The sequence below is a fragment of the Dietzia sp. HMSC21D01 genome (genome assembly GCF_001815995.1).
Taxonomy (GTDB): domain Bacteria; phylum Actinomycetota; class Actinomycetes; order Mycobacteriales; family Mycobacteriaceae; genus Dietzia; species Dietzia cinnamea.
This window is the reverse complement of sequence record NZ_KV823948.1, coordinates 1-18,423: the sequence shown is the minus strand read 5'-3', so window position 1 is coordinate 18,423 and position 18,423 is coordinate 1. Positions and strand designations below refer to the sequence as shown.

Sequence of the window (18,423 nt, the reverse complement as noted above, 5' to 3'; positions counted from 1 at the left end):
GGGCGCGGCTGGCGCAGAACATCGGCGCGCCACCCGCCGGGGTGCCCGCGGAGCACTGGCCCGGCTGACGCAGGGCGCGTCCCCGCCGCGCGCTGCCTCGTCGCAGGTCGACGTACCGTGGGGGTATGTGCATGCTCGTGGTCGCGCGACGGGTCCACCCCCGTTATCCGCTCATCGTGGTGGCCAACCGGGACGAGGACCTCGCCCGGCCCACCGAGCCGCTACACGAGTGGACGGTGGAGCACGACGGTGTCGCGGACGTCGTCGCCGGCCGGGACGCCACCGCCGGTGGAACCTGGATGGCACTGGCGACGGGCGGGCGGTTCGCCGCGGTCACCAATGTCCGCGAGCCCGGGCCGGCGATCCCCGCGCCGGCGTCGCGTGGCGAGCTGCCGGTCGGTGCGCTCACCGGGCCGGTGCCGGTCACGGAGTTCGCCCACCACGTCGTCGCCGATCTCGATCGCTACGGAGGCGTCAACCTCCTCGCCGGGGACCTCGACCGGATGTGGTGGGCGTCCAACCGGTCGACCCGCGGCCCGGTTGCCCTCGGCACCGGTGTCCACGGGTTGTCGAACGCCTCGCTGGACACTCCCTGGCCCAAGGTGGTGGGTGCGGTCCGCGACGTGAGGACGCTCGTGGGCACCGACGTCATGGAGGACCCGGACTGGTCCGGGGCACTGATGGACGTGCTGGCCGACCGCCGCCCCGCGGCACCGTGGAAGATGCCGCGCACGGGCGTACCGCTGGCGCACGAATGGCGCCTGTCGGCGCGGTTCGTCCGCATCGGTCGGCGGTACGGCACCCGGTCGACCACCGCCGTGCGCGTCGACCAGCACGGCTCCGCCGACGTGGTCGAGCGCACGTGGGACACCCGCGGACGCGTCACGGGGACGGTCACCAGGCGCGTGTGAGCCGGTGACCGCCCACCGTGAGCGGTGGCGCGTGCGCCGTCGGCCTCGCGGGACGCGGCGCGGGCGGTGCGGCGTCCTACTCGACGGTCCAGGTGCTGGAGCCGTCGAGGAGGGCCTGCAGATCGCTGGTGGCGATCTGCTTGGCGTGCTCGACCTGCCCGCGGGCGAGGTCGTCGTAGGTGTCGCGGGCGACCTGGCGGATGATGCCGGTGACCGTGTACTCCAGGTCCTGGCTGGACAGGTTGGCCAGGGCGTGGGCGTAGGTCGGGTCGTCGGTGTGGGCGTCGTGGACCACGATGTCGGCCTCGTCGACGTCCGCGGTGGCGGCCACGGCCAGTGAGAAGCCGCGGCGGACCACGCAGTGCTGGCCGGAGTCGCCGAAGATGATCTTCTCGCCGTGGCGCACCGGGATGAGGTGGTCGGCGGCGTCCTCCTTGCGCAGCAGGTCGAAGGAGCCGTCGTTGAAGATCGGGCAGTCCTGCATGATCTCCACGAAGCTGGTGCCGCGGTGGCGGGCGGCGGCCTCGAGGACCTCGGTCAGGCCCTTGCGGTCCGAGTCCAGGGCGCGGGCCACGAAGGTGCCCTGGGCGCCCAGTGCCAGTGACAGGGTGTTGAACGGGTGGTCCAATGAGCCCATGGGGCTGGACTTGGTGACCTTGCCGGTTTCGGAGGTGGGGGAGTACTGGCCCTTGGTCAGGCCGTAGATCCGGTTGTTGAACATGAGGATGTTCATGTTCACGTTGCGGCGCAGGGTGTGGATCAGGTGGTTGCCGCCGATGGACATGGCGTCGCCGTCGCCGGTGACGACCCACACCGACTGGTCGGGGCGGGTGGTGGCCAGGCCGGTGGCGATGGCCGGGGCGCGGCCGTGGATCGAATGCATGCCGTACGTCTCGAGGTAGTACGGGAAGCGGCTCGAGCAACCGATGCCGGAGATGAAGGTGATGTTCTCGCGCTTGAGGCCGAGCTTGGGCAGCAGCGCGCGGATGGTGGCCAGGATGACGTAATCGCCACAGCCCGGGCACCAGCGCACCTCCTGGTCGGAGGTGTAGTCCTTGGGCTTCTGCGGCGCGTCGGTCTTGGGGACCGAGGACAGCGCGTCGAGCGGCAGCTTGGTGCCGACGAGTCCGGGTTCGGTTGTTGTCATGGGGGTCCTCTCCTCGCTCGTCTGTTTCAGCGGGTTCGGTTGGCGGTGGTGGTGCCGGTGGCGGTGTGACCGATCTGCCGGGCGCGGGCCGCGGGCTCACCGGTGGTGGTGACGACCCCGTCGAGCGCGACACGGTACTTGTCGTGCTCGGCGTGGGAGAGGCGGCCGGCGAACTCGGCTTCGATGGCGTTCTGCAGCTCCTCGGCGGAGAACGCCATGCCGTGCACCTTGGTGATGGGCTGGATGTTGGCGGGGAAGCGGGCCTTGAGCAGCATCGACAGCTGACCGAGGTTCATCTCCGGCACCAGCACGCGGCGGTAGCACCCCAGCACCTCGCCGATGTTGTGGGGCAGCGGGTTGAGGTGACGCACGTGTGCGCGGGCCACGCGGTGGCCGTTGGCGCGGGCGCGGCGCACGGCCTCGCCGATGGGGCCGTAGGACGAGCCCCATCCCACGACGAGGACGTCGGCCTCTCCCGACGGGTCGTCGACCTCGAGGTCCGGCACGTCGATGCGCGCGATGCGCAGGGCGCGCGTGCGGGTCATCAGGTCATGGTTGTCCGGCGTGTAGGAGATGTTGCCGGTGCCGTTGGCCTTCTCCAGGCCACCGATGCGGTGCTCGAGGCCCGCGGTACCGGGCACGGCCCAGTCGCGGGCGAGGGTCTCCGGGTCACGGGCGTAGGGCAGGTAGTCGGGGACCGTCGCGCCCTCCTCGCCCGCCTCGGGTGCGGTGGCAAGGTTCCTGTCGATCTTCGGCAGCGCGTCGACCTCGGGCAGCAGCCACGGCTCGGAGCCGTTGGCGATCGCGCCGTCCGAGAGCAGGATGACCGGCGTGCGGTAGGTGACCGCGATGCGGGCGGCCTCGCGGGCGGCGTCGAAGCAGTCCGCGGGGGACTGGGGGGCCACCACGGCCACCGGCGACTCACCGTTGCGGCCGAACAGCGCCTGCAGCAGGTCGGACTGCTCGGTCTTGGTGGGCAGGCCGGTCGAGGGACCGCCGCGCTGGACGTCGATGATGACCAACGGCAACTCGGTCATGACGGCCAGGCCGATCGCCTCGGACTTCAGGGCCAGACCCGGCCCGGAGGTCGAGGTCACGCCCAGCGCGCCACCATAGGAGGCGCCGAGCGCGGAGGCGATTCCGGCGATCTCGTCCTCGGCCTGGAAGGTGGTCACGTCGAACTGCTTGAGCTTGCTGAGCTCGTGCAGGATGTCCGAGGCCGGGGTGATGGGGTAGGTGCCCAGGAAGACCGGCATGTCGGCCGAGATGCCGGCGGTGACCAGGCCGTAGGCCAGGGCGGTGTTGCCGGTGACCTGACGGTAGCGGCCCGCGGGGAGCTTGGCGGGGGCGATCTCGTACTCCGACGCGAACGCCTCGGTGGTCTCGCCGTAGTTCCAGCCCGCCCGCAGCGCCAGGGTGTTGGCCTCGAGGATGGTCGGCTTCTTGCCGAACTTGTCGGCCAGGAACTTCTCGATCGAGTCGACCGTGCGCCCGTACATCCACATCAGCAGACCGAGCGCGAACATGTTCTTGCAGCGCTCGGCGTCCTTCTTGCCGATGTCGACCGACTCCACGGCGCCGATGGTCAGCGTGCTCATCGCGACCTCGTGCACCTGGAACGCCTCGAACGCCGGTGAGCCCAGCGGGTTAGACTCGTAGCCCACCTTCGTCAGGTTCCGCTTGGTGAACTCGTCGGAGTTGACGATGAGGATCCCGCCCGAGGGCAGGTCGCCGATGTTGGCCTTCAGCGCGGCCGGGTTCATCGCCACCAGGACGTCGGGACGGTCACCGGCGGTGAGGATGTCGTAGTCCGCGATCTGGATCTGGAAGCTTGAGACGCCGTGGATGGTGCCCTGGGGAGCCCGGATCTCGGCCGGATAGTTGGGCTGGGTCGCCAGGTCGTTACCGAACGCGGCCGCCTCGGACGTGAACTGGTCACCGGCGAGCTGCATGCCGTCACCCGAGTCACCCGCGATGCGGATGACCACCTTGTCCAGCTTGGTCTTGGACGCATTGCCCACCGCTGCTGACCTCCAGAAAGTCGTGATGATCGGGACTCGTCGTGGCTCCCGTACGGCCATCGACGGTACGCCCTTTAGGGCGCAGCCCGCGGCCACGGCCGAATTGCCGGAAATGTAACAGGTTCCAATCCGCGGCCGTGGATGTTCCTCTTCATCGTAGACCGATCTGTCTATCTCCGCCACTCGCGACGGTGTGCGCTGGGGGGAACGACGACGAGGGGGCGCTCGAGTGCGCGATGCATATAGAGGGATAGGCCGGACCGTCCCGGGGGGTGGTGGCGTCCGGGTGGGCGTGCTCACGGTGCCCGCGCAGGGCTGGATCGCGTTTCTTCCCGTGACGGACCGGCCTGGTATGAATCTGTATGGAAAGGCTCCGGCACGCGTACCGTAACCGGGACCGGAGTCGACGGCGGGCGTCGCCGACGGATCAGCGCAGGTTGGGAGCACTCCAGTGGCGAGCAAGAAGACAGCATCGGGCGGCAAGCGGAGCCTGGTGATCGTCGAGTCCGCCACCAAGGCGCGCAAGATCCAGCCCTATCTGGGGTCCGACTATGTGGTCGAGGCTTCCGTCGGTCACATCCGCGACCTGCCCAAGGGCGCCGCGGACATCCCGGCCAAGTACAAGAAGGAGCCGTGGGCGCGGCTGGGCGTGAACCCGGAGGACGACTTCGAGCCCATCTACGTGGTCAGCGCCGACAAGAAGAAGAAGGTCTCCGAGCTCAAGAAGGAGCTCGCGGGGGTGGATCAGCTCCTGCTCGCGACGGACCCCGACCGCGAGGGTGAGGCGATCGCCTGGCATCTCCTCGAGGTGCTCAAGCCCAAGGTCCCCGTCAAGCGCATGGTGTTCCACGAGATCACCAAGCCCGCCATCCTCGCCGCCGCCGAGAACACCCGCGAGCTGGACACCGACCTCGTCGACGCCCAGGAGACCCGCCGCATCCTCGACCGTCTCTACGGATACGAGGTCTCGCCCGTGCTGTGGAAGAAGGTCATGCCGCGGCTGTCCGCCGGGCGTGTGCAGTCGGTGGCCACCCGCGTCATCGTCGAGCGTGAACGCGAGCGAATGGCGTTCGTCGCCGCCGACTACTGGGACATCACCGCAACCCTGGCGACGCAGCGCTCGGCCGGAGGTGACGCCGGTGAGCCACGCAGCTTCACGGCCAAGCTCTCCGCCGTCGATGGCGCCCGGGTGGCGCAGGGCCGTGACTTCGGCCCGGACGGCAGGCTGAAGACCACCGGCGCAGCCAAGGACTCCGTCGTGCTCGACGAGCCCGCGGCCCGCGCGCTGGCCGGGGCTCTCGACGGTGCCGACTTCGTCGTCGACACCGTCGAGTCCAAGCCCTACACACGGCGCCCCTACGCGCCGTTCATGACCTCGACCCTCCAACAGGAGGCCGGCCGCAAGCTCCGGTACACCTCCGAGCGCACCATGCGCATCGCGCAGCGGCTGTACGAGAACGGCTACATCACCTACATGCGAACCGACTCCACCACCCTGTCCGAGGGTGGCATCGCCGCCGCCCGCGCGCAGGCGACGGAGCTCTACGGCAGCGAGTACGTCTCGCCCACACCGCGGCAGTACACGCGCAAGGTCAAGAACTCGCAGGAGGCACACGAGGCCATCCGCCCCGCCGGCGAGACCTTCGCCACCCCCGGCCAGCTGCACAGCGTGCTGGACGCGGAGGAGTACCGCCTCTACGAGCTGATCTGGCAGCGCACCGTCGCCTCCCAGATGGCCGACGCCCGCGGCACCTCGGTGAGCATCCGCATCAGCGGCGAGGCCGGGGCCAACGCCTCCGGATACTCCCGCGCCACCTTCTCCGCCTCCGGCCGCACCATCACGTTCCCCGGCTTCCTCAAGGCCTACGTCGAGGCCGCCGACGATGCCGCCGAGTCCGCCGACAAGCCCATGGCCGACGACGCCGAACGGCGCCTGCCGCAGCTGTCCGAGGGACAGCACCTCACCGGCTCGGACCTCCTGCCCGAGGGCCACACCACCAGCCCGCCGGCCCGCTACACCGAGGCCAGCCTCGTCAAGGCGATGGAGGAGATGGGCATCGGACGCCCGTCGACCTACGCCAGCATCATCCGCACCATCCAGGACCGCGGCTACGTCTACTCGCGCGGCAACGCGCTCGTGCCCAGCTGGGTGGCGTTCGCGGTGGTCGGGTTGCTCGAGCAGAACTTCGGCCGGCTCGTCGACTACGACTTCACGTCCCTCATGGAGGACGAGCTCGACGCGATCGCCGAGGGTCGGGAGAACCGGAGCGACTGGCTGCGCCGCTTCTACTTCGGCGTCGGTGGCCCGGGGGGCCACGGCGAGGGGGGTGAGGGCGACGCGGACTCGAACTACGCGGTGGGGCTGAAGAACCTCGTCGACGTGAACCTCGAGGCCATCGACGCCCGCAGCATCAACTCGATCCGCGTGTTCGACGACGCCGAGGGGCGCCCCGTCTACGTGCGCGTCGGTCGCTACGGTCCGTACCTCGAGCGGATGGTGACGGGCGAGTCCGGAGAAGAGGAGTCGCAGCGCGCCAACCTGCCCGAGGGTATGAGCCCCGACGAGCTCACCCTGGAGGTGGCCGAGAAGCTCTTCGCCACCCCGCAGGACGGGCGTCCGCTGGGCGTGGACCCCGAGACCGGGCACGAGATCGTCGTCAAGGACGGACGCTACGGGCCCTACGTCACAGAGAAGCTGCCCGAGCCGAGCGACGCCGAGAAGGCCGCGTGGGCGAAGAAGGTGCTCGCCGACGCCGAGGCGGAGAAGAAGCGGATCGACGCCGAGCGCGACGCCGCGATCGCCGCGGCGAAGGACGACGAGGCCAAGGCGGAGGCCAAGAAGGCCGCCACGAAGGCCAAGGCCGCGGTCACGCGCAAGGCGAAGAAGGACTCCGAGAACCCGACCGGGCCCAAGCCGCGGACCGGGTCGCTCATGCAGTCCATGGACCCGGCGACGGTCACGCTGGAGGACGCGCTCAAGCTCCTGTCACTGCCCCGCGTCGTCGGCGTCGACCCCGCCAGCGGCGAGGAGATCACCGCACAGCTCGGCCGGTACGGGCCGTACCTGAAGAAGGGCACCGACTCGCGCACCCTCGAGTCCGAGGACGCGGTGTTCACGGTGACGCTCGAGGAGGCGCTGAAGATCTACTCCGAGCCCAAGCGTCGGGGCCGCCAGGCCGCTGCGCCCAAGGCACTGCGCGAGATGGGGATCGACGAGGTCTCCGGCAAGCAGATGCTGGTCAAGGACGGCCGGTTCGGCCCCTATGTGACCGACGGCGAGACCAACGCGTCTCTGCGCAAGGGTGACACCGTGGAGAGTCTCACCGATGCGCGGGCCGCCGAGTTGCTCTCGGAGCGTCGGGCCAAGTCGCCGCCGGCCAAGAGGGCCCCCGCCACGAAGTCGGGCGCCCGTAGAGCCCCGGCGAAGAAGGCGGCCTCCTCCCGTCGCTGACGGACTGCGGGTCGGTCAGAGCGTCGCGTCGTCGACGACCGCGTCGGCTGCCGGAGCGGCGGCGGGGCGTGCGTCCGACGCCGCGGATGCGACGGACCCGGCGTCGGTCGCGGACCGCCGTACGGCGTCGCCCGCCTGCCACCGATCCGCCAGGGTGGGGCGAAGGGGCCGAGCGAGCTGGGTCATGATCCCGCGGCCGCGCAACTCGACGCTCTGGCCCAGCACCCACCGCGCGGCTTCCGGGCCGTCCGCGTGGTGGATCGTCGCCGCCGAGGCCAGCACGTGCCCCTGCTCCATCTTGGCCAACGTCGTCAGGCGCGCGGCCTCGTTGACCGGGTCGCCGATCACCGTGTACTCGAACCGCTTGGCGTGACCGATGTGCCCGGCGATGACCGTCCCGTAGGAGACGCCGATGCCCGCGGAGAGCGGCGACAGCTCGGCGAGGCGGCTCTGCAGTGCGCGGGCGGCGCGCAGGGCGCGGCCGGCCTCGTTGTCCACCTCCAGGGGCGCGCCGAAGACCGCGAGGAGTGCGTCTCCCTGAAACTTGTTGATGTACCCGCCGTTGGAGTCGACGGCCTCGACCGCGATCCGGAAGAACTCGTTGAGCACCGACACGACCTCGGCGGGCTCGTGTGCTGCCGCGAACTCGGTCGACCCGGTGAGGTCCACGAACAGCACCGCGACCTCCCGCTCCTGCCCACCGAGTTCGGTGCCGCGCTCGAGGGCGTTGCGGGCAACGTCCTCGCCGACGTAGCGGCCGAACAGGTCCTGGATCGCCTCGCGCTCCTGCAAGCCGGTCACCATCTCGTTGAAGCCCTGCGCCAGGCGGCCGATCTCCGAGCTGTCGTAGATCGTCACGCGCGTCTCGAGGTCGCCCTGCTTGACGCGGCTGACACCCGCTTGCATCTCGCGGACGGGGTCGGCGATCGAGTCCGAGACCAGCCCCATGCCGATGGCGCCGGCGATGACGGCGACGCTCGCCAGGACCGCCAGCGCGACGAGGATGGTCCCGGGGTCGTCACCGAACAGTCCGAACCAGTGGCCGGTGAGGATGAGCAGGATGCCCGCGATCGGGATGACCGTCGTCAGCGCCCAGCCCAGGAAGATCCGGCGCCGGACGCCGGGGACGTGCCGGTTGGCCGGCACGCCGCTGGCCAGCGCGCGCACGGTGATCGGCCGCATGATCCGCTCGGCCTGGAGATAGGAGATGAGGACGGTCGTGCTCCCGCCCAGGAGGCTCGTCACCGACACGATGAGGGCGAGCCTGGGGGAGTGCCCGACGTTGACGGCGGCGAACAGCAGGGTCCCGATGAGCCACATCGTGCCCGAGATGATCGCCTGGTGGAACGGCAGACGCAGGGTGCGGCGGCGGATGGCGCCGTCGAACTCCGCGCCCGCCCGGTCCACTCTGAGCACGGGTAACAGGAGCAGTGTGGAGGCGATGACTCCGCCGATGAAGGCCAGCACCAGGTAGCCGATGAAGAGGTACTGGTTGAGGAACCGGAACTCGTCGAGGTCCAGGAACCGGTCCACCGGCAACACGAAGCGCAGGAACGAGAACACGAAGACCGCGCCGATGATGTTGGCCTGCACCATCGTGAGCGCATACACGGGCCAGGGGGTGGCCCACAGCCACCTGAACAACCTGACCCAGCGCTCCATCGGTCCCAGCCTAGTTCGCGCCGGTGCCGGTGGGGGCTCAGGTGTGTCGGTCCGCGGGGATAAGGTGGGGCCATGCCCGGGGTGTTCGAACGATTGGCCGGACAGGCCGACGTCGTGGCGGAGCTGACCGCTGCCGCGACGGCCGCCCGTGCCCGCGTCCCGGGCCAGGGGTGGGACGAGTCCGACCCGCGCATGGTCCACGCGTGGTTGTTCACCGGGCCGCCGGGCAGCGGACGCAGTGTGGCGGCAATGGCATTCGCGGCGTCCCTGCAGTGCGAGGACCCCGACGTGGTGGGGTGCGGTCGGTGCCGCGCGTGCCATACCGTCCTGGCGGGAACTCATGCCGACGTCCACCTGCTCGCCCCGCAGGGCGTGAACATCCTCCTCAAGGACGTCAAGGAGACCATCCACCGCGCGGCCAGCCGTCCAGGGACCGGTCGGTGGCAGATAGTCGTGGTGGAGGAGGCGGACCGGCTCACGGAGCAGTCCTGCAACGCGCTGCTCAAGGTGGTGGAGGAGCCGCCGAGCCGGACCGTGTTCCTGCTGTGCTCGCCGACCACCGATCCGATGGACATCATGGTCACACTCCGCTCGCGGTCGAGGAACGTCGCGCTGCGCCAGCCGAACGCCGAGGCGGTCGAGCGGGTCCTTCTCGCCGACGGCGACGCGATCGAGCCGGATCTCGCGCGGTGGGCCGCCTCGGTTTCCTCCGGGCACGTGGGGCGGGCGCGGTGGTTGGCCACCGATGAGGCGACCCGCGAACGTCGGGACGTCGTCCTCCAACTGCCGATGGTCATGCACAACCCCGGGCGGGCCTTCCCGCTCGCGAGCCGGCTCGTCAGTTCCGCCGAGCAGGAAGCGCTCGCGCGCAACACCGAGTCGGACGAGCGAGAGGTCGAGGAATTACGTACCGCCCTCGGCGCCGGCGGCACAGGTAAGGGCACCGCGTCCGCCGGCCGCGGGGCGACGGGCGCGGTCAAGGAACTCGAACGTGCACAGAAGTCCCGGCGAACCCGCTCCACCCGTGACTCGCTGGACCTCGCCCTGGTCGACCTGGCCGGCTTCTACCGGGATGCACTCATCGTCGCGCTCGGTGCCCGCGACGTCGCCGCGGTCCACCCCGACAAGGCCGAGGAGGCTGCGCGCCTCGGCGGGCACTATTCGGCTGCCTCGATCCTCAAGGCGATCGAGGCGGTGCAGGAGTGCCGGGCCGCGATCAAGGTCAACGTCAAGCCGAAGTTCGCGGTGTCGGCGATGGTCGGTGCGATTCGCGCGGCGCTCGGCTCCTGACCCGCCAGGCTGGAGTGGGCCGGCGTGAGCGCCGGGGGAGTGACGGCGGAGGCGTCCCGGCGCGGGCCGTTTTTCGGCTCAGGGGGTCCGTCGGATATAGTTGCGTCGCCCCACAAGGGCTCGCCGCGTTAGCTCAGTCGGTAGAGCATTTCACTCGTAATGAAAAGGTCGTCGGTTCGATTCCGACACGCGGCTCCGCAGAGAGTTCCTCAGACCCCCGGTCCTCACGGCCGGGGGTTCTGTCGTTCCGCAACCGTGCGTACGGGCGGACCCGAGACGGCGGTGATCGTTGACGGTGACGCGCCGGGTCGATACTGTCGGGTAACGGTTTACGTAGTTAGATAGCGAGCCGGTTTCCGCGACCACGAAAGAAGTCCCCTCATGGCCTCAGCGCCCCTGCTCGTCGAGCGAGCCGACCACATCGAGACGTGGACCCTGAACCTCCCGGACACCCGCAACCCCATCTCGGATCCGGCCATCGTCGACGCCCTCTGTGGGCAGGTTGCGGTGGTCAATGCCGACCATGATGTGCGCGCCGTGGTGCTCACCGGCGCGGGTTCGGCGTTCTCGGCGGGCGGCAACGTGAAGGACATGGCCGACCGGGCCGGCATGTTCGGGGGTTCGCCGTATCAGCTCCGCGACGGCTACCGCCACGGGATCCAGCGGATCCCCCGCGCCCTGTACCACTGCGAGGTCCCTGTGGTGGCCGCGGTCAACGGGCCGGCCGTCGGGGCGGGGTGCGATCTCGCGGTGATGTGCGACCTGCGGGTGGCGTCCACCAGCGCGTGGTTCGCGGAGAGTTTCGTGCAACTGGGCATCATCCCCGGCGACGGCGGGGCCTGGCTGCTCACCAAGGCGATCGGTCCGGCGCGCGCGGCGGAGATGGCTCTCACCGGCGACCGGGTGCGGGCCGAGCAGGCCGCCGAGTGGGGCCTGGTCAACCAGGTGGTCGACCCCGACGACCTGATGGACGCGGCTCGCGGTCTCGCGGCGCGGGTTGCCAAGAACCCGCCGCACTCGGTGCGGATGGCCAAGCGGCTGCTCCGCGAGTCCCAGCACCAGTCGCTGGAGTCGCTGCTCGAGCTGTCCGCGTCGATGCAGGCCCTGGCCCACCACACCGAGGATCACCGCGAAGCGCTCGCGGCGTTCGGGGAGAAGCGCGCCGGTCGGTACGAGGGGCGGTAGCCGGCGGCGGCCGCGGGTCCTCGGCTACCGGAGGCCCCACGAGGTCGCGTGCTCGAGGCACGCGCTCGCGAGTTCGTCCTTGCGGGCGAGGATCTCGGCTCGGCTGCCGATCACGCCGACCGTCGCGATGGTGCGGCCGCGCTCGCGCAGTGCGACGGAGACCCCGTCCCCGCCGTCGACGGCCACCCCGGGCGCGCGGCAGACCCCGGTGTCGATCAGGTCGTCGAGGGCGGCGAGGAACCGGTCGACGTACTCGGCGTCCTCGCGGGGCCGAGAGTTGAGGTAGGCCCACACGTCCCGCCGCTCGCGGTCCGCGAGGAGCAGCCACCCGGACGAGGTCCGCAGCAGAGAGCGACGCAGTTTGTTCTCCGCGAGGTAGGCGTAGTGCGGGTCGGAGGAGACAAAGTCCACGTAGAACAGGTCGTCGCCGACATCCGTCGACAGAGTCGTCGTGAGCCCGGTCTGTGAGTGCAGCGCCTCCAGCTGCTCGTGGGACACCGAGGTGACGGGCGGGCGTCCCGCGATCACGTTGAGCAGGTACGGGGCGGTGCCGAGCGTGTAGATCCGGTTCCGCTCGTCGAGATATCCCACGGCGACCAGGCCGTTGAGGAGTCCCTGGGTGGAGCTGATGGGCGCGTCGAGGGCCTTGGCCACCGCGGTCAGCGTCATCCCCGAGCCGGAACGCGCGACGAGTTCCATGATCGCGGCGACCCTGTCGACCATCCGGTGGCGTGGTCGTTCGGTGGCCCGGCCGACGTCGCTCGCGGAATCGCCGCCCGTCGTCTCGCTCTCCGTCATGAGGTAACAGTATCCGGCCTCTCGGAAAACAGCCCAGTGATCCGTAGACACGTACCCCATTCCGTCATTGCGTAAGACTCGCGACCGTGCGATGCTGTTCCCGTGGCGCTGGTCACTATCGGCGCCGGGAATCCCCGAACCGGCTAACCCCGGTCACCGCACCCCGACCCGAGGAGCACCGATGAGGTCCGCGCTCGCCCCACCCACGACCCTGGCGTCGGAGCAGATGACCGCCCTGCGGGCGGAGGTCCGTGCCTTCCTCGCGGACGAGATCGCGGCGGGGCGACTGACCCCGTGGATCGACACCTGGCTGACCAAGTGGGACGAGGACTTCACCCGGCGACTGGCCGAGCGTGGATGGGTCGGGATGACGATCCCCACCGAGTACGGCGGTCGGGGACGCACGTTCCTCGAGCGCTTCGTCGTCACCGAGGAACTGCTCTCCGTGGGCGCACCGGTGGCAGCGCAGTGGGTCGCCGACCGGCAGATCGCCCCGTCGCTGCTGCGCTACGGAACCGAGGAGCAGAAGCGCGAGTACCTGCCCCGGATCGCGGCGGGCGAGTGCTGCTTCGGCATCGGGATGAGCGAGCCGGACTCGGGCTCCGACCTCGCCAGCGTCCGCACGAAGGGCGTGAAGGTCGACGGCGGCTGGTCGATCACCGGCACCAAGGTGTGGACGTCCGGCGCCCAGCACGCCGAGGCGTTCATCGCCCTCTGCCGGACCGAGCCCCTCGACACCACGATCCGCCACGCGGGCCTGAGCCAGTTCATCGTCGATCTGCGCAGCGAGGGGGTGACCATCCGGCCGATCGTGTCGCTGTCGGGCGACCACCACTTCAACGAGGTGATCCTCGACGAGGTGTTCGTTCCCGACGCCATGGTGTTCGGCACCCTCGGCAACGGCTGGGAGCAGGTCAACTCCGAGCTCGCCTTCGAGCGCAGCGGCCCCGAGCGGTTCCTGTCCTCGTTCCGCCTGCTCGCCGCCGAGATCGGGGCGGTCGCGGAGGGAGCGCTGCCCGCCCGCGCGGACCTGGGCCGGTCGGTGGCGCGGATGGCCGGCCTGCACGCGCTGAGCCAGAACATCGCCGGCGCGCTCCAGCGAGGTGAGGCGGCCGATACCGCCGCCGCGCTGGTCAAGCTGCTCGGCACCACCACGGAGGGGGACCTCGTCGATGCGGTCTCCACCGGCCTCGGCGACGAGTTCCGGCCGGGCGACGGCGGCCCGGCATCGTCCGAGCTGACCGACCTGCTCCGCGCCGGACTCCATCAGCGCCCCGGCTTCACGCTGCGCGGCGGGACCAACGAGATTCTGCGCGGCGTGATCGCGCGGGGACTGGGGATGCGATGAGCCACGCCACCACTGACCTGCACACCACCACTGACCCGCAGGCCGCCACGTCGGACCAGCAGGCCGCGACCGCCGACCTCGCCGTCGACGAGGACCTCCTCGCCATGATGGGCGACGTCCTGGCCGAGCACTCCGGCCCGGGCATCGAGCCGGACCCCGCGGCAGTGTGGCGGACCCTGGCCGAGGTCGGCCTCGCCCGGCTCACCGCCCCCGAGGCCTCAGGCGGCAGCGGTGCCGGTTGGGCCGAGGCGGCTGCCCTTCTCCGCCTGTCCGCGGCCGCGGGAGTGGCCGTTCCCTACGCCGAGACCGACCTCGTCGTCGGGCCCCTCCGCCGCGCTGCCGCGCTCGACGACACCACCACCGGGTCGGCGACCCTCGCGGTGCTCGGCCCAGACGGACACGCGCGAGGGGTTCCCTGGGCGGGCGCGACCGACACCGTCCTGTTCGTGCGACGGGCGACAGGGGACGACGACGAGGTGGGCGGCCGCCCGGCCGGCGGGTACGAGGTGGCCGACGTACCGACCGGCCGGACCGGCGTCGCGGCGGTGCGAGGGGTCTCCGCGGTCCCGCTGGCCGACGTGACGCCGCCGGAGGACGTCGAGTGGACCGCCGTCGAGCCGGGCCCGGTGGAGGTCGCAGTCCTGCGGGGAGCGTTGGCGCGAGCGGTGCAGTGCGTGGGCGCCGCCGAGGGGATGCTCGACTCGGCCGTCGCGCACACCACCGAGCGGACCCAGTTCGGCCGGCCACTGGCCCGATTCCAGTCGGTGCAGAACCTCGTCGTCGACATCGCCGCGGAAACCGTCCTCGCCCGGGCGGCGGCCGATCAGGCCGTCGCCGATGCACTGGCCACCGACCTCGCCGGTCCGCTGTCCGGATTCCGGGTGGCCGTCGCGCGAAGCGTCGTCTCGCAGGCGCTCGCCGTGGCCGTCCGCAACGCACACCAGGTCCACGGCGCGATCGGGACGACCCACGAGCACACCCTGCACCGCGTGACCCTGCCCGCGCTGCAGTGGCGTGGGGAGTTCGGCTCGGCCGCCTACTGGGAGTCGCTGCTCGCCGACGCGGCGGTCCGCGACGGCATGGACGGTGCGTGGCCCCTGATCGTCGAGGGCGCCGCGGTCGAGGGTGCCGCCGCCGCGTGGCTCGACCGCGTGACGGGAGCCTGAGCCGTGACCGACATGCCGCGCACCGGCGCGCTCACCGACATCCGGGTGGTGGACCTGTCCCGCGTCCTCGCCGGTCCCCTGTGTGGACAGATGCTCGCCGACCACGGCGCCGATGTCATCAAGGTCGAGCCGCCGGACGGGGACGAGACCCGCGGATGGGGGCCGCCGTTCGTGCGGGAGGACCACAGCGCCTACTTCGACGGTCTCAACCGCAACAAGCGCAACGTGAGCATCGATCTGCGCCTCGCGGACGGGCAGGCTCTGCTGTGGCGGATGCTCGAGGGCGCGGACGTGGTGATCGAGAACTTCAAGGCCGGGACCCTCGAGCGGTGGGGGCTGGCGGACGACGTGATCGCCGAACGGTTCCCGCGGCTCATCCACTGCCGCATCACCGGGTACGGCGTCGACGGCCCCCTGGGCGGGGCGCCGGGCTACGACGCCGTCCTGCAGGCGCTGTCCGGCCTGATGAGCATCAACGGTGAGCCCGACGGCCCGGCGATGCGGATAGGCATCCCGCTCGTGGACATCGTCACCAGCCTCAACGCGATGAACGGCATCCTCCTCGCGCTGCACGCCCGGCAGACGACCGGGCGCGGGCAGTTGATCGACCTCACGCTGCTCGACAACGCTGTGTCGATCCTGCACCCGCACGCGGGGAAGTGGTTCGCCAGCGGGGAGCAGCCCGTGCGGACCGGCGTGGCGCATCCGACGATCTGCCCCTACGAGACCTTCTCGTGCGTGGACGGGCCCTTCTTCATCGGTGCCGGCAACGACCGCCAGTTCCGTTCCCTCGCGGCTGCGCTGGGCGCGCCCGACCTCGCCGACGACTCCCGTTTCCGCACCAACTCCGACCGGCTCGCGCACGCGGAGGAGCTCCGGGTGATCCTCGGGGATCTCGTCGGCTCGATCGGCCGTGAAGACCTCGCGGCTCGGCTCCGCGCCGCGGGAGTGCCCTCCGGGGCGGTCAACCAGGTCGGCGAGGCACTCGAGATGCCGCACGTCCTGCACCGCGAGATGGTGGTCGAGCGGGAGGGGTACCGCAGCGTCGGGATTCCGGTGAAGATGTCCGAGACGCCCGGGTCCGTCCGTTTCGGCCCACGCCCTCGCGGGGCGGATACCGACGAGGTGCTCACCGGGTTCGGGATCGGCCGGGCGGAGGTGGCCCGCCTGCGCGAGGCGGGCGTGGTGAGCGGCGGGGACGGCCGCCCCTGACGGCGCCCCTGACCCCGGCGGGACGGCGCGCCCGAACCCGCGTTCTCGGTACCCTCGGAACCAGTACCGAGAAAGGTCGTGTCGTGGAATTCCTCCTCATCGCCGCAGTGATCGCGGTGGCCGTCGCTGTGATCTCCCGCAGCCAGAACAAGGGCCAGACGCAGCTGGAGGCGCACCACAACCGTCATCTCGAGGACTACCGCGCCGAGGCGTCCCGCTGGATCGAGCGGCTCGGCGGGCAGGTCTTCAATCTCGACGGCACGGACGAGGCGTCGAAGCAGGCGATGGCCGACGCCTCCGAGCGCTACACCGCCGCCGTGGCGGAGCTGGAGAAGGCGCGCACGCCCGTGCAGGCCCAGCTGGCCAAGGACACCGCGCTGGAGGGCCTGTACTACGTGCGCGCCGCCCGTTCGGCGATGGGCCTCGACCCCGGCCCTGAGCTGCCGCCGACCCCCGGCCAGGATCGCGCCGGCCGGGTGACCGAGGACCGCGAGGTCGAGGTCGAGGGCCGCAAGTTGAAGGCCGCCACCGACCCGAGCGACGAAACCCCGCACTACTACCCGGGTGGTGTCGTGGCGGGCCGCCCGGTGCCCGCGGGCTGGTACTCGGAGCCCTGGTGGGCGTCCGCGCTGGCCACCGGCGCCTGGATGATGGGCTCGATGATGATGTTCAACATGCTGTTCGCCGGAATGGCGGGCGTCGGCTACTCCGGTGAGGATTTCGCGGCCGGGGTCGGCGAGGGCGGCGCCGACGTCGGTGACATGGGCGGCGCTGACGGCGGCGACGGCGAGGGCTTCTTCGACGGCGGCCTGTTCGGCGGCGACGGTGGCGAGGGCGGAGACGCCGGTGGTGACGGCGGTGGTTTCTTCGACGGCGGGCTCTTCGGCGGCGATGGCGGAGGGGGAGACGGCGGCGGCGGGTTCTTCGACGGGGGTCTGTTCGGCGGCGACGGCGGCGGCTTCTTCGACTTCTGAGCGGCCGGATCGATCAGCCCGGGCGGGTCGATCAGCCCGGGTGCGCCGCTCAGTAGTCCGCCCGGCCCGCCGGGCCCCCGGGCGTCAGCAGCTCGCCAGGATCCGGTCCATCGCGTCGCGCTCGGCGGCCGTCACCCACAGCCCGTAGCGCTCCTTGACCAGCACCTGCCGTGACACGTAAGAGCAGCGGAACTCGCGACGCGGCGGTAGCCATGTGGCGGTGTCGCCGTCGCCCTTCTGCTGATTGGCCCACCCCGCCACGGCCATGAGGTTCAGTGGGTCGTTGGCGAAATCGCGCCGCTGTTCCTCGGTGAGCTGCTGGGCGCCCTTCTGCCACGCGTCCGACAGCGCCACCACGTGGTCGATCTGCACCTCCGAGGAGGTGTCCTGTCCGCGCGTGAACTCGATGCGCTCCCCGGTGTACGGGCCCTCGAGGACGCCGGTGAGGACCACGCAGTCGCGGGTTCCCGGCCGGAAGGTGAGGTCCGTGAGGTCCCGCTTGAGGATGTCGTTGCGGGTGTCGCAGCCGTTGCGCCCGAATTCGACGGACACGTCGTCGGTCCAGGACTGGCCGAACAGGTCGCGGTCGTAGCCCGTCCTGGGCGCACGGCCCTTAACCTCGAGTTGCGGTAGCGCCACCTTCGCGGCGATGACCTGCGGGTCGCCCGACAGGTCCGCTGGCGGCGCGGGGTCGGCCGGCGGCGCGGGGTCGGCCGTTTTGCCCGCGTCCGGCGCGGGCGAGGCCGGTGGGATCGGCGACGACGACGAGACGGGCCCGCCCGGATCGACCTGCGAGCTCTGGGGAGTTCCGGTCGTGCCGGGAGCGCCGTCCTCGGCTTCCGCGCACCACCCGATCCCCGCCAGCATGGCCACACCGAGAACGACTGCACCGACTGCACGAGGGGTTCCGGAACTCATGCGGGGCACCCTAGCGACGGCCTCGGACATCCCCGCCCGCGGCAGGGCATCAGCAGACGCGGCTGCGCATCAGCGCGAGCGCATGCACGCGGCCCGGCCCACAGCCGCTCTCCTCCCTGGCGTCTCGCTCCCGGCGCTGGCGTCTCGCTCCCGTGGATGCGCGGGATATCCATCGTCGCTCCTCGCCATGGCGTCTGGCCTGCGCAGGGGGACGGGCGAGACGCCATGGCCGCGCGCGGCTGTGGCCGAGGCGGCGTGTGCGGACTTTCCCGGCCGACGCGCGCGGACACCGAAGACTCCGGGGCCCGGGATCCGGCTAGCCTTGCCCGCGATGCCGCCC

13 protein-coding genes and 1 tRNA gene are annotated in these 18,423 nt (G+C 71.0%); 9 read left to right on the top strand and 5 right to left on the bottom strand.

Going from position 1 to position 18,423, the window contains the following annotated elements; all coding sequences use genetic code 11:
- Positions 1-125: 125 nt before the first annotated feature.
- Positions 126-911 carry an NRDE family protein gene (locus tag HMPREF3086_RS10625; RefSeq protein WP_061914157.1) on the top strand — a complete coding sequence of 262 codons (786 nt, stop codon included), beginning with the start codon at positions 126-128 and terminating at the stop codon, positions 909-911.
- A gap of 76 nt (positions 912-987) precedes the next feature.
- Here the strand turns inward: HMPREF3086_RS10625 and HMPREF3086_RS10620 are convergent, their stop codons facing one another.
- Complete coding sequence (locus HMPREF3086_RS10620; protein WP_061914159.1) at positions 988-2,058, bottom strand: 2-oxoacid:ferredoxin oxidoreductase subunit beta; 1,071 nt, start codon at positions 2,056-2,058, stop codon at positions 988-990.
- Between the two features lie 26 nt (positions 2,059-2,084).
- The gene (locus HMPREF3086_RS10615; RefSeq protein WP_061914161.1) at positions 2,085-4,079 is read right to left on the bottom strand and encodes a 2-oxoacid:acceptor oxidoreductase subunit alpha; all 1,995 of its coding nucleotides are present in this window, start codon (positions 4,077-4,079) and stop codon (positions 2,085-2,087) included.
- A 451-nt stretch (positions 4,080-4,530) separates the two neighbouring features.
- Between HMPREF3086_RS10615 and topA the strand changes: the two genes are divergently transcribed.
- Positions 4,531-7,530 carry a type I DNA topoisomerase gene (gene topA / locus HMPREF3086_RS10610; protein WP_061914163.1) on the top strand — a complete coding sequence of 1,000 codons (3,000 nt, stop codon included), beginning with the start codon at positions 4,531-4,533 and terminating at the stop codon, positions 7,528-7,530.
- A gap of 15 nt (positions 7,531-7,545) precedes the next feature.
- On the opposite strand, the gene HMPREF3086_RS10605 is transcribed toward topA, so the two are convergent.
- Entirely contained in the window at positions 7,546-9,192 is a 1,647-nt protein-coding gene (locus HMPREF3086_RS10605) for an adenylate/guanylate cyclase domain-containing protein (protein ID WP_061227514.1), read from the bottom strand.
- Between the two features lie 72 nt (positions 9,193-9,264).
- Here HMPREF3086_RS10605 and HMPREF3086_RS10600 point away from each other — a divergent pair, with 72 nt between their 5' ends.
- The 3 genes from HMPREF3086_RS10600 to HMPREF3086_RS10590 all read left to right on the top strand — a co-directional run bounded on the left by HMPREF3086_RS10600 (position 9,265) and on the right by HMPREF3086_RS10590 (position 11,667).
- A complete protein-coding gene (locus HMPREF3086_RS10600; RefSeq protein ID WP_061914165.1) occupies positions 9,265-10,482 on the top strand; it encodes a DNA polymerase III subunit delta' in 1,218 nt (405 codons plus the stop codon).
- 122 nt (positions 10,483-10,604) lie between these two features.
- Positions 10,605-10,677: transfer RNA gene (locus HMPREF3086_RS10595), tRNA-Thr, on the top strand.
- Between the two features lie 186 nt (positions 10,678-10,863).
- Positions 10,864-11,667 (top strand): crotonase/enoyl-CoA hydratase family protein, encoded by an 804-nt coding sequence (locus tag HMPREF3086_RS10590; RefSeq protein ID WP_061227512.1) that lies wholly within the window; start codon positions 10,864-10,866, stop codon positions 11,665-11,667.
- A gap of 24 nt (positions 11,668-11,691) precedes the next feature.
- Here the strand turns inward: HMPREF3086_RS10590 and HMPREF3086_RS10585 are convergent, their stop codons facing one another.
- Positions 11,692-12,390: an IclR family transcriptional regulator gene (locus tag HMPREF3086_RS10585; protein WP_109148461.1), complete on the bottom strand. Its 699-nt coding sequence runs from the start codon at positions 12,388-12,390 to the stop codon at positions 11,692-11,694.
- Positions 12,391-12,646: 256 nt separating this feature from the next.
- Between HMPREF3086_RS10585 and HMPREF3086_RS10580 the strand changes: the two genes are divergently transcribed.
- The 4 genes from HMPREF3086_RS10580 (at position 12,647) to HMPREF3086_RS10565 (ending at position 17,165) form a co-directional block, all read left to right on the top strand.
- The gene (locus HMPREF3086_RS10580; protein ID WP_070721771.1) at positions 12,647-13,813 is read left to right on the top strand and encodes an acyl-CoA dehydrogenase family protein; all 1,167 of its coding nucleotides are present in this window, start codon (positions 12,647-12,649) and stop codon (positions 13,811-13,813) included.
- 104 nt (positions 13,814-13,917) lie between these two features.
- Positions 13,918-14,979, top strand: coding sequence for an acyl-CoA dehydrogenase family protein (locus HMPREF3086_RS10575; RefSeq protein WP_070721773.1), 1,062 nt, complete (start codon positions 13,918-13,920; stop codon positions 14,977-14,979).
- A gap of 12 nt (positions 14,980-14,991) precedes the next feature.
- Positions 14,992-16,191, top strand: a complete 1,200-nt coding sequence (locus HMPREF3086_RS10570) for a CaiB/BaiF CoA transferase family protein (protein ID WP_070721775.1) — start codon at positions 14,992-14,994, stop codon at positions 16,189-16,191.
- A gap of 83 nt (positions 16,192-16,274) precedes the next feature.
- On the top strand, positions 16,275-17,165 hold the full coding sequence (locus HMPREF3086_RS10565; protein ID WP_063935382.1) for a hypothetical protein: 891 nt from the start codon (positions 16,275-16,277) through the stop codon (positions 17,163-17,165).
- 84 nt (positions 17,166-17,249) lie between these two features.
- On the opposite strand, the gene HMPREF3086_RS10560 is transcribed toward HMPREF3086_RS10565, so the two are convergent.
- The gene (locus HMPREF3086_RS10560) at positions 17,250-18,083 is read right to left on the bottom strand and encodes an HNH endonuclease family protein (RefSeq protein WP_061914173.1); all 834 of its coding nucleotides are present in this window, start codon (positions 18,081-18,083) and stop codon (positions 17,250-17,252) included.
- Positions 18,084-18,423: the final 340 nt, after the last annotated feature.

Excerpts from the sequence above, each read along its gene's own strand:
- HMPREF3086_RS10625 (WP_061914157.1), top strand. The coding sequence starts at position 126 with ATGTGCATGCTCGTGGTCGCGCGACGGGTCCACCCCCGTTATCCGCTC.
- HMPREF3086_RS10620 (WP_061914159.1), bottom strand. The coding sequence starts at position 2,058 with ATGACAACAACCGAACCCGGACTCGTCGGCACCAAGCTGCCGCTCGAC.
- HMPREF3086_RS10605 (WP_061227514.1), bottom strand. The coding sequence starts at position 9,192 with ATGGAGCGCTGGGTCAGGTTGTTCAGGTGGCTGTGGGCCACCCCCTGG.
- HMPREF3086_RS10600 (WP_061914165.1), top strand. The coding sequence starts at position 9,265 with ATGCCCGGGGTGTTCGAACGATTGGCCGGACAGGCCGACGTCGTGGCG.
- HMPREF3086_RS10590 (WP_061227512.1), top strand. The coding sequence starts at position 10,864 with ATGGCCTCAGCGCCCCTGCTCGTCGAGCGAGCCGACCACATCGAGACG.
- HMPREF3086_RS10585 (WP_109148461.1), bottom strand. The coding sequence starts at position 12,390 with ATGGTCGACAGGGTCGCCGCGATCATGGAACTCGTCGCGCGTTCCGGC.
- HMPREF3086_RS10580 (WP_070721771.1), top strand. The coding sequence starts at position 12,647 with ATGAGGTCCGCGCTCGCCCCACCCACGACCCTGGCGTCGGAGCAGATG.
- HMPREF3086_RS10575 (WP_070721773.1), top strand. The coding sequence starts at position 13,918 with ATGATGGGCGACGTCCTGGCCGAGCACTCCGGCCCGGGCATCGAGCCG.
- HMPREF3086_RS10570 (WP_070721775.1), top strand. The coding sequence starts at position 14,992 with ATGCCGCGCACCGGCGCGCTCACCGACATCCGGGTGGTGGACCTGTCC.
- HMPREF3086_RS10560 (WP_061914173.1), bottom strand. The coding sequence starts at position 18,083 with ATGAGTTCCGGAACCCCTCGTGCAGTCGGTGCAGTCGTTCTCGGTGTG.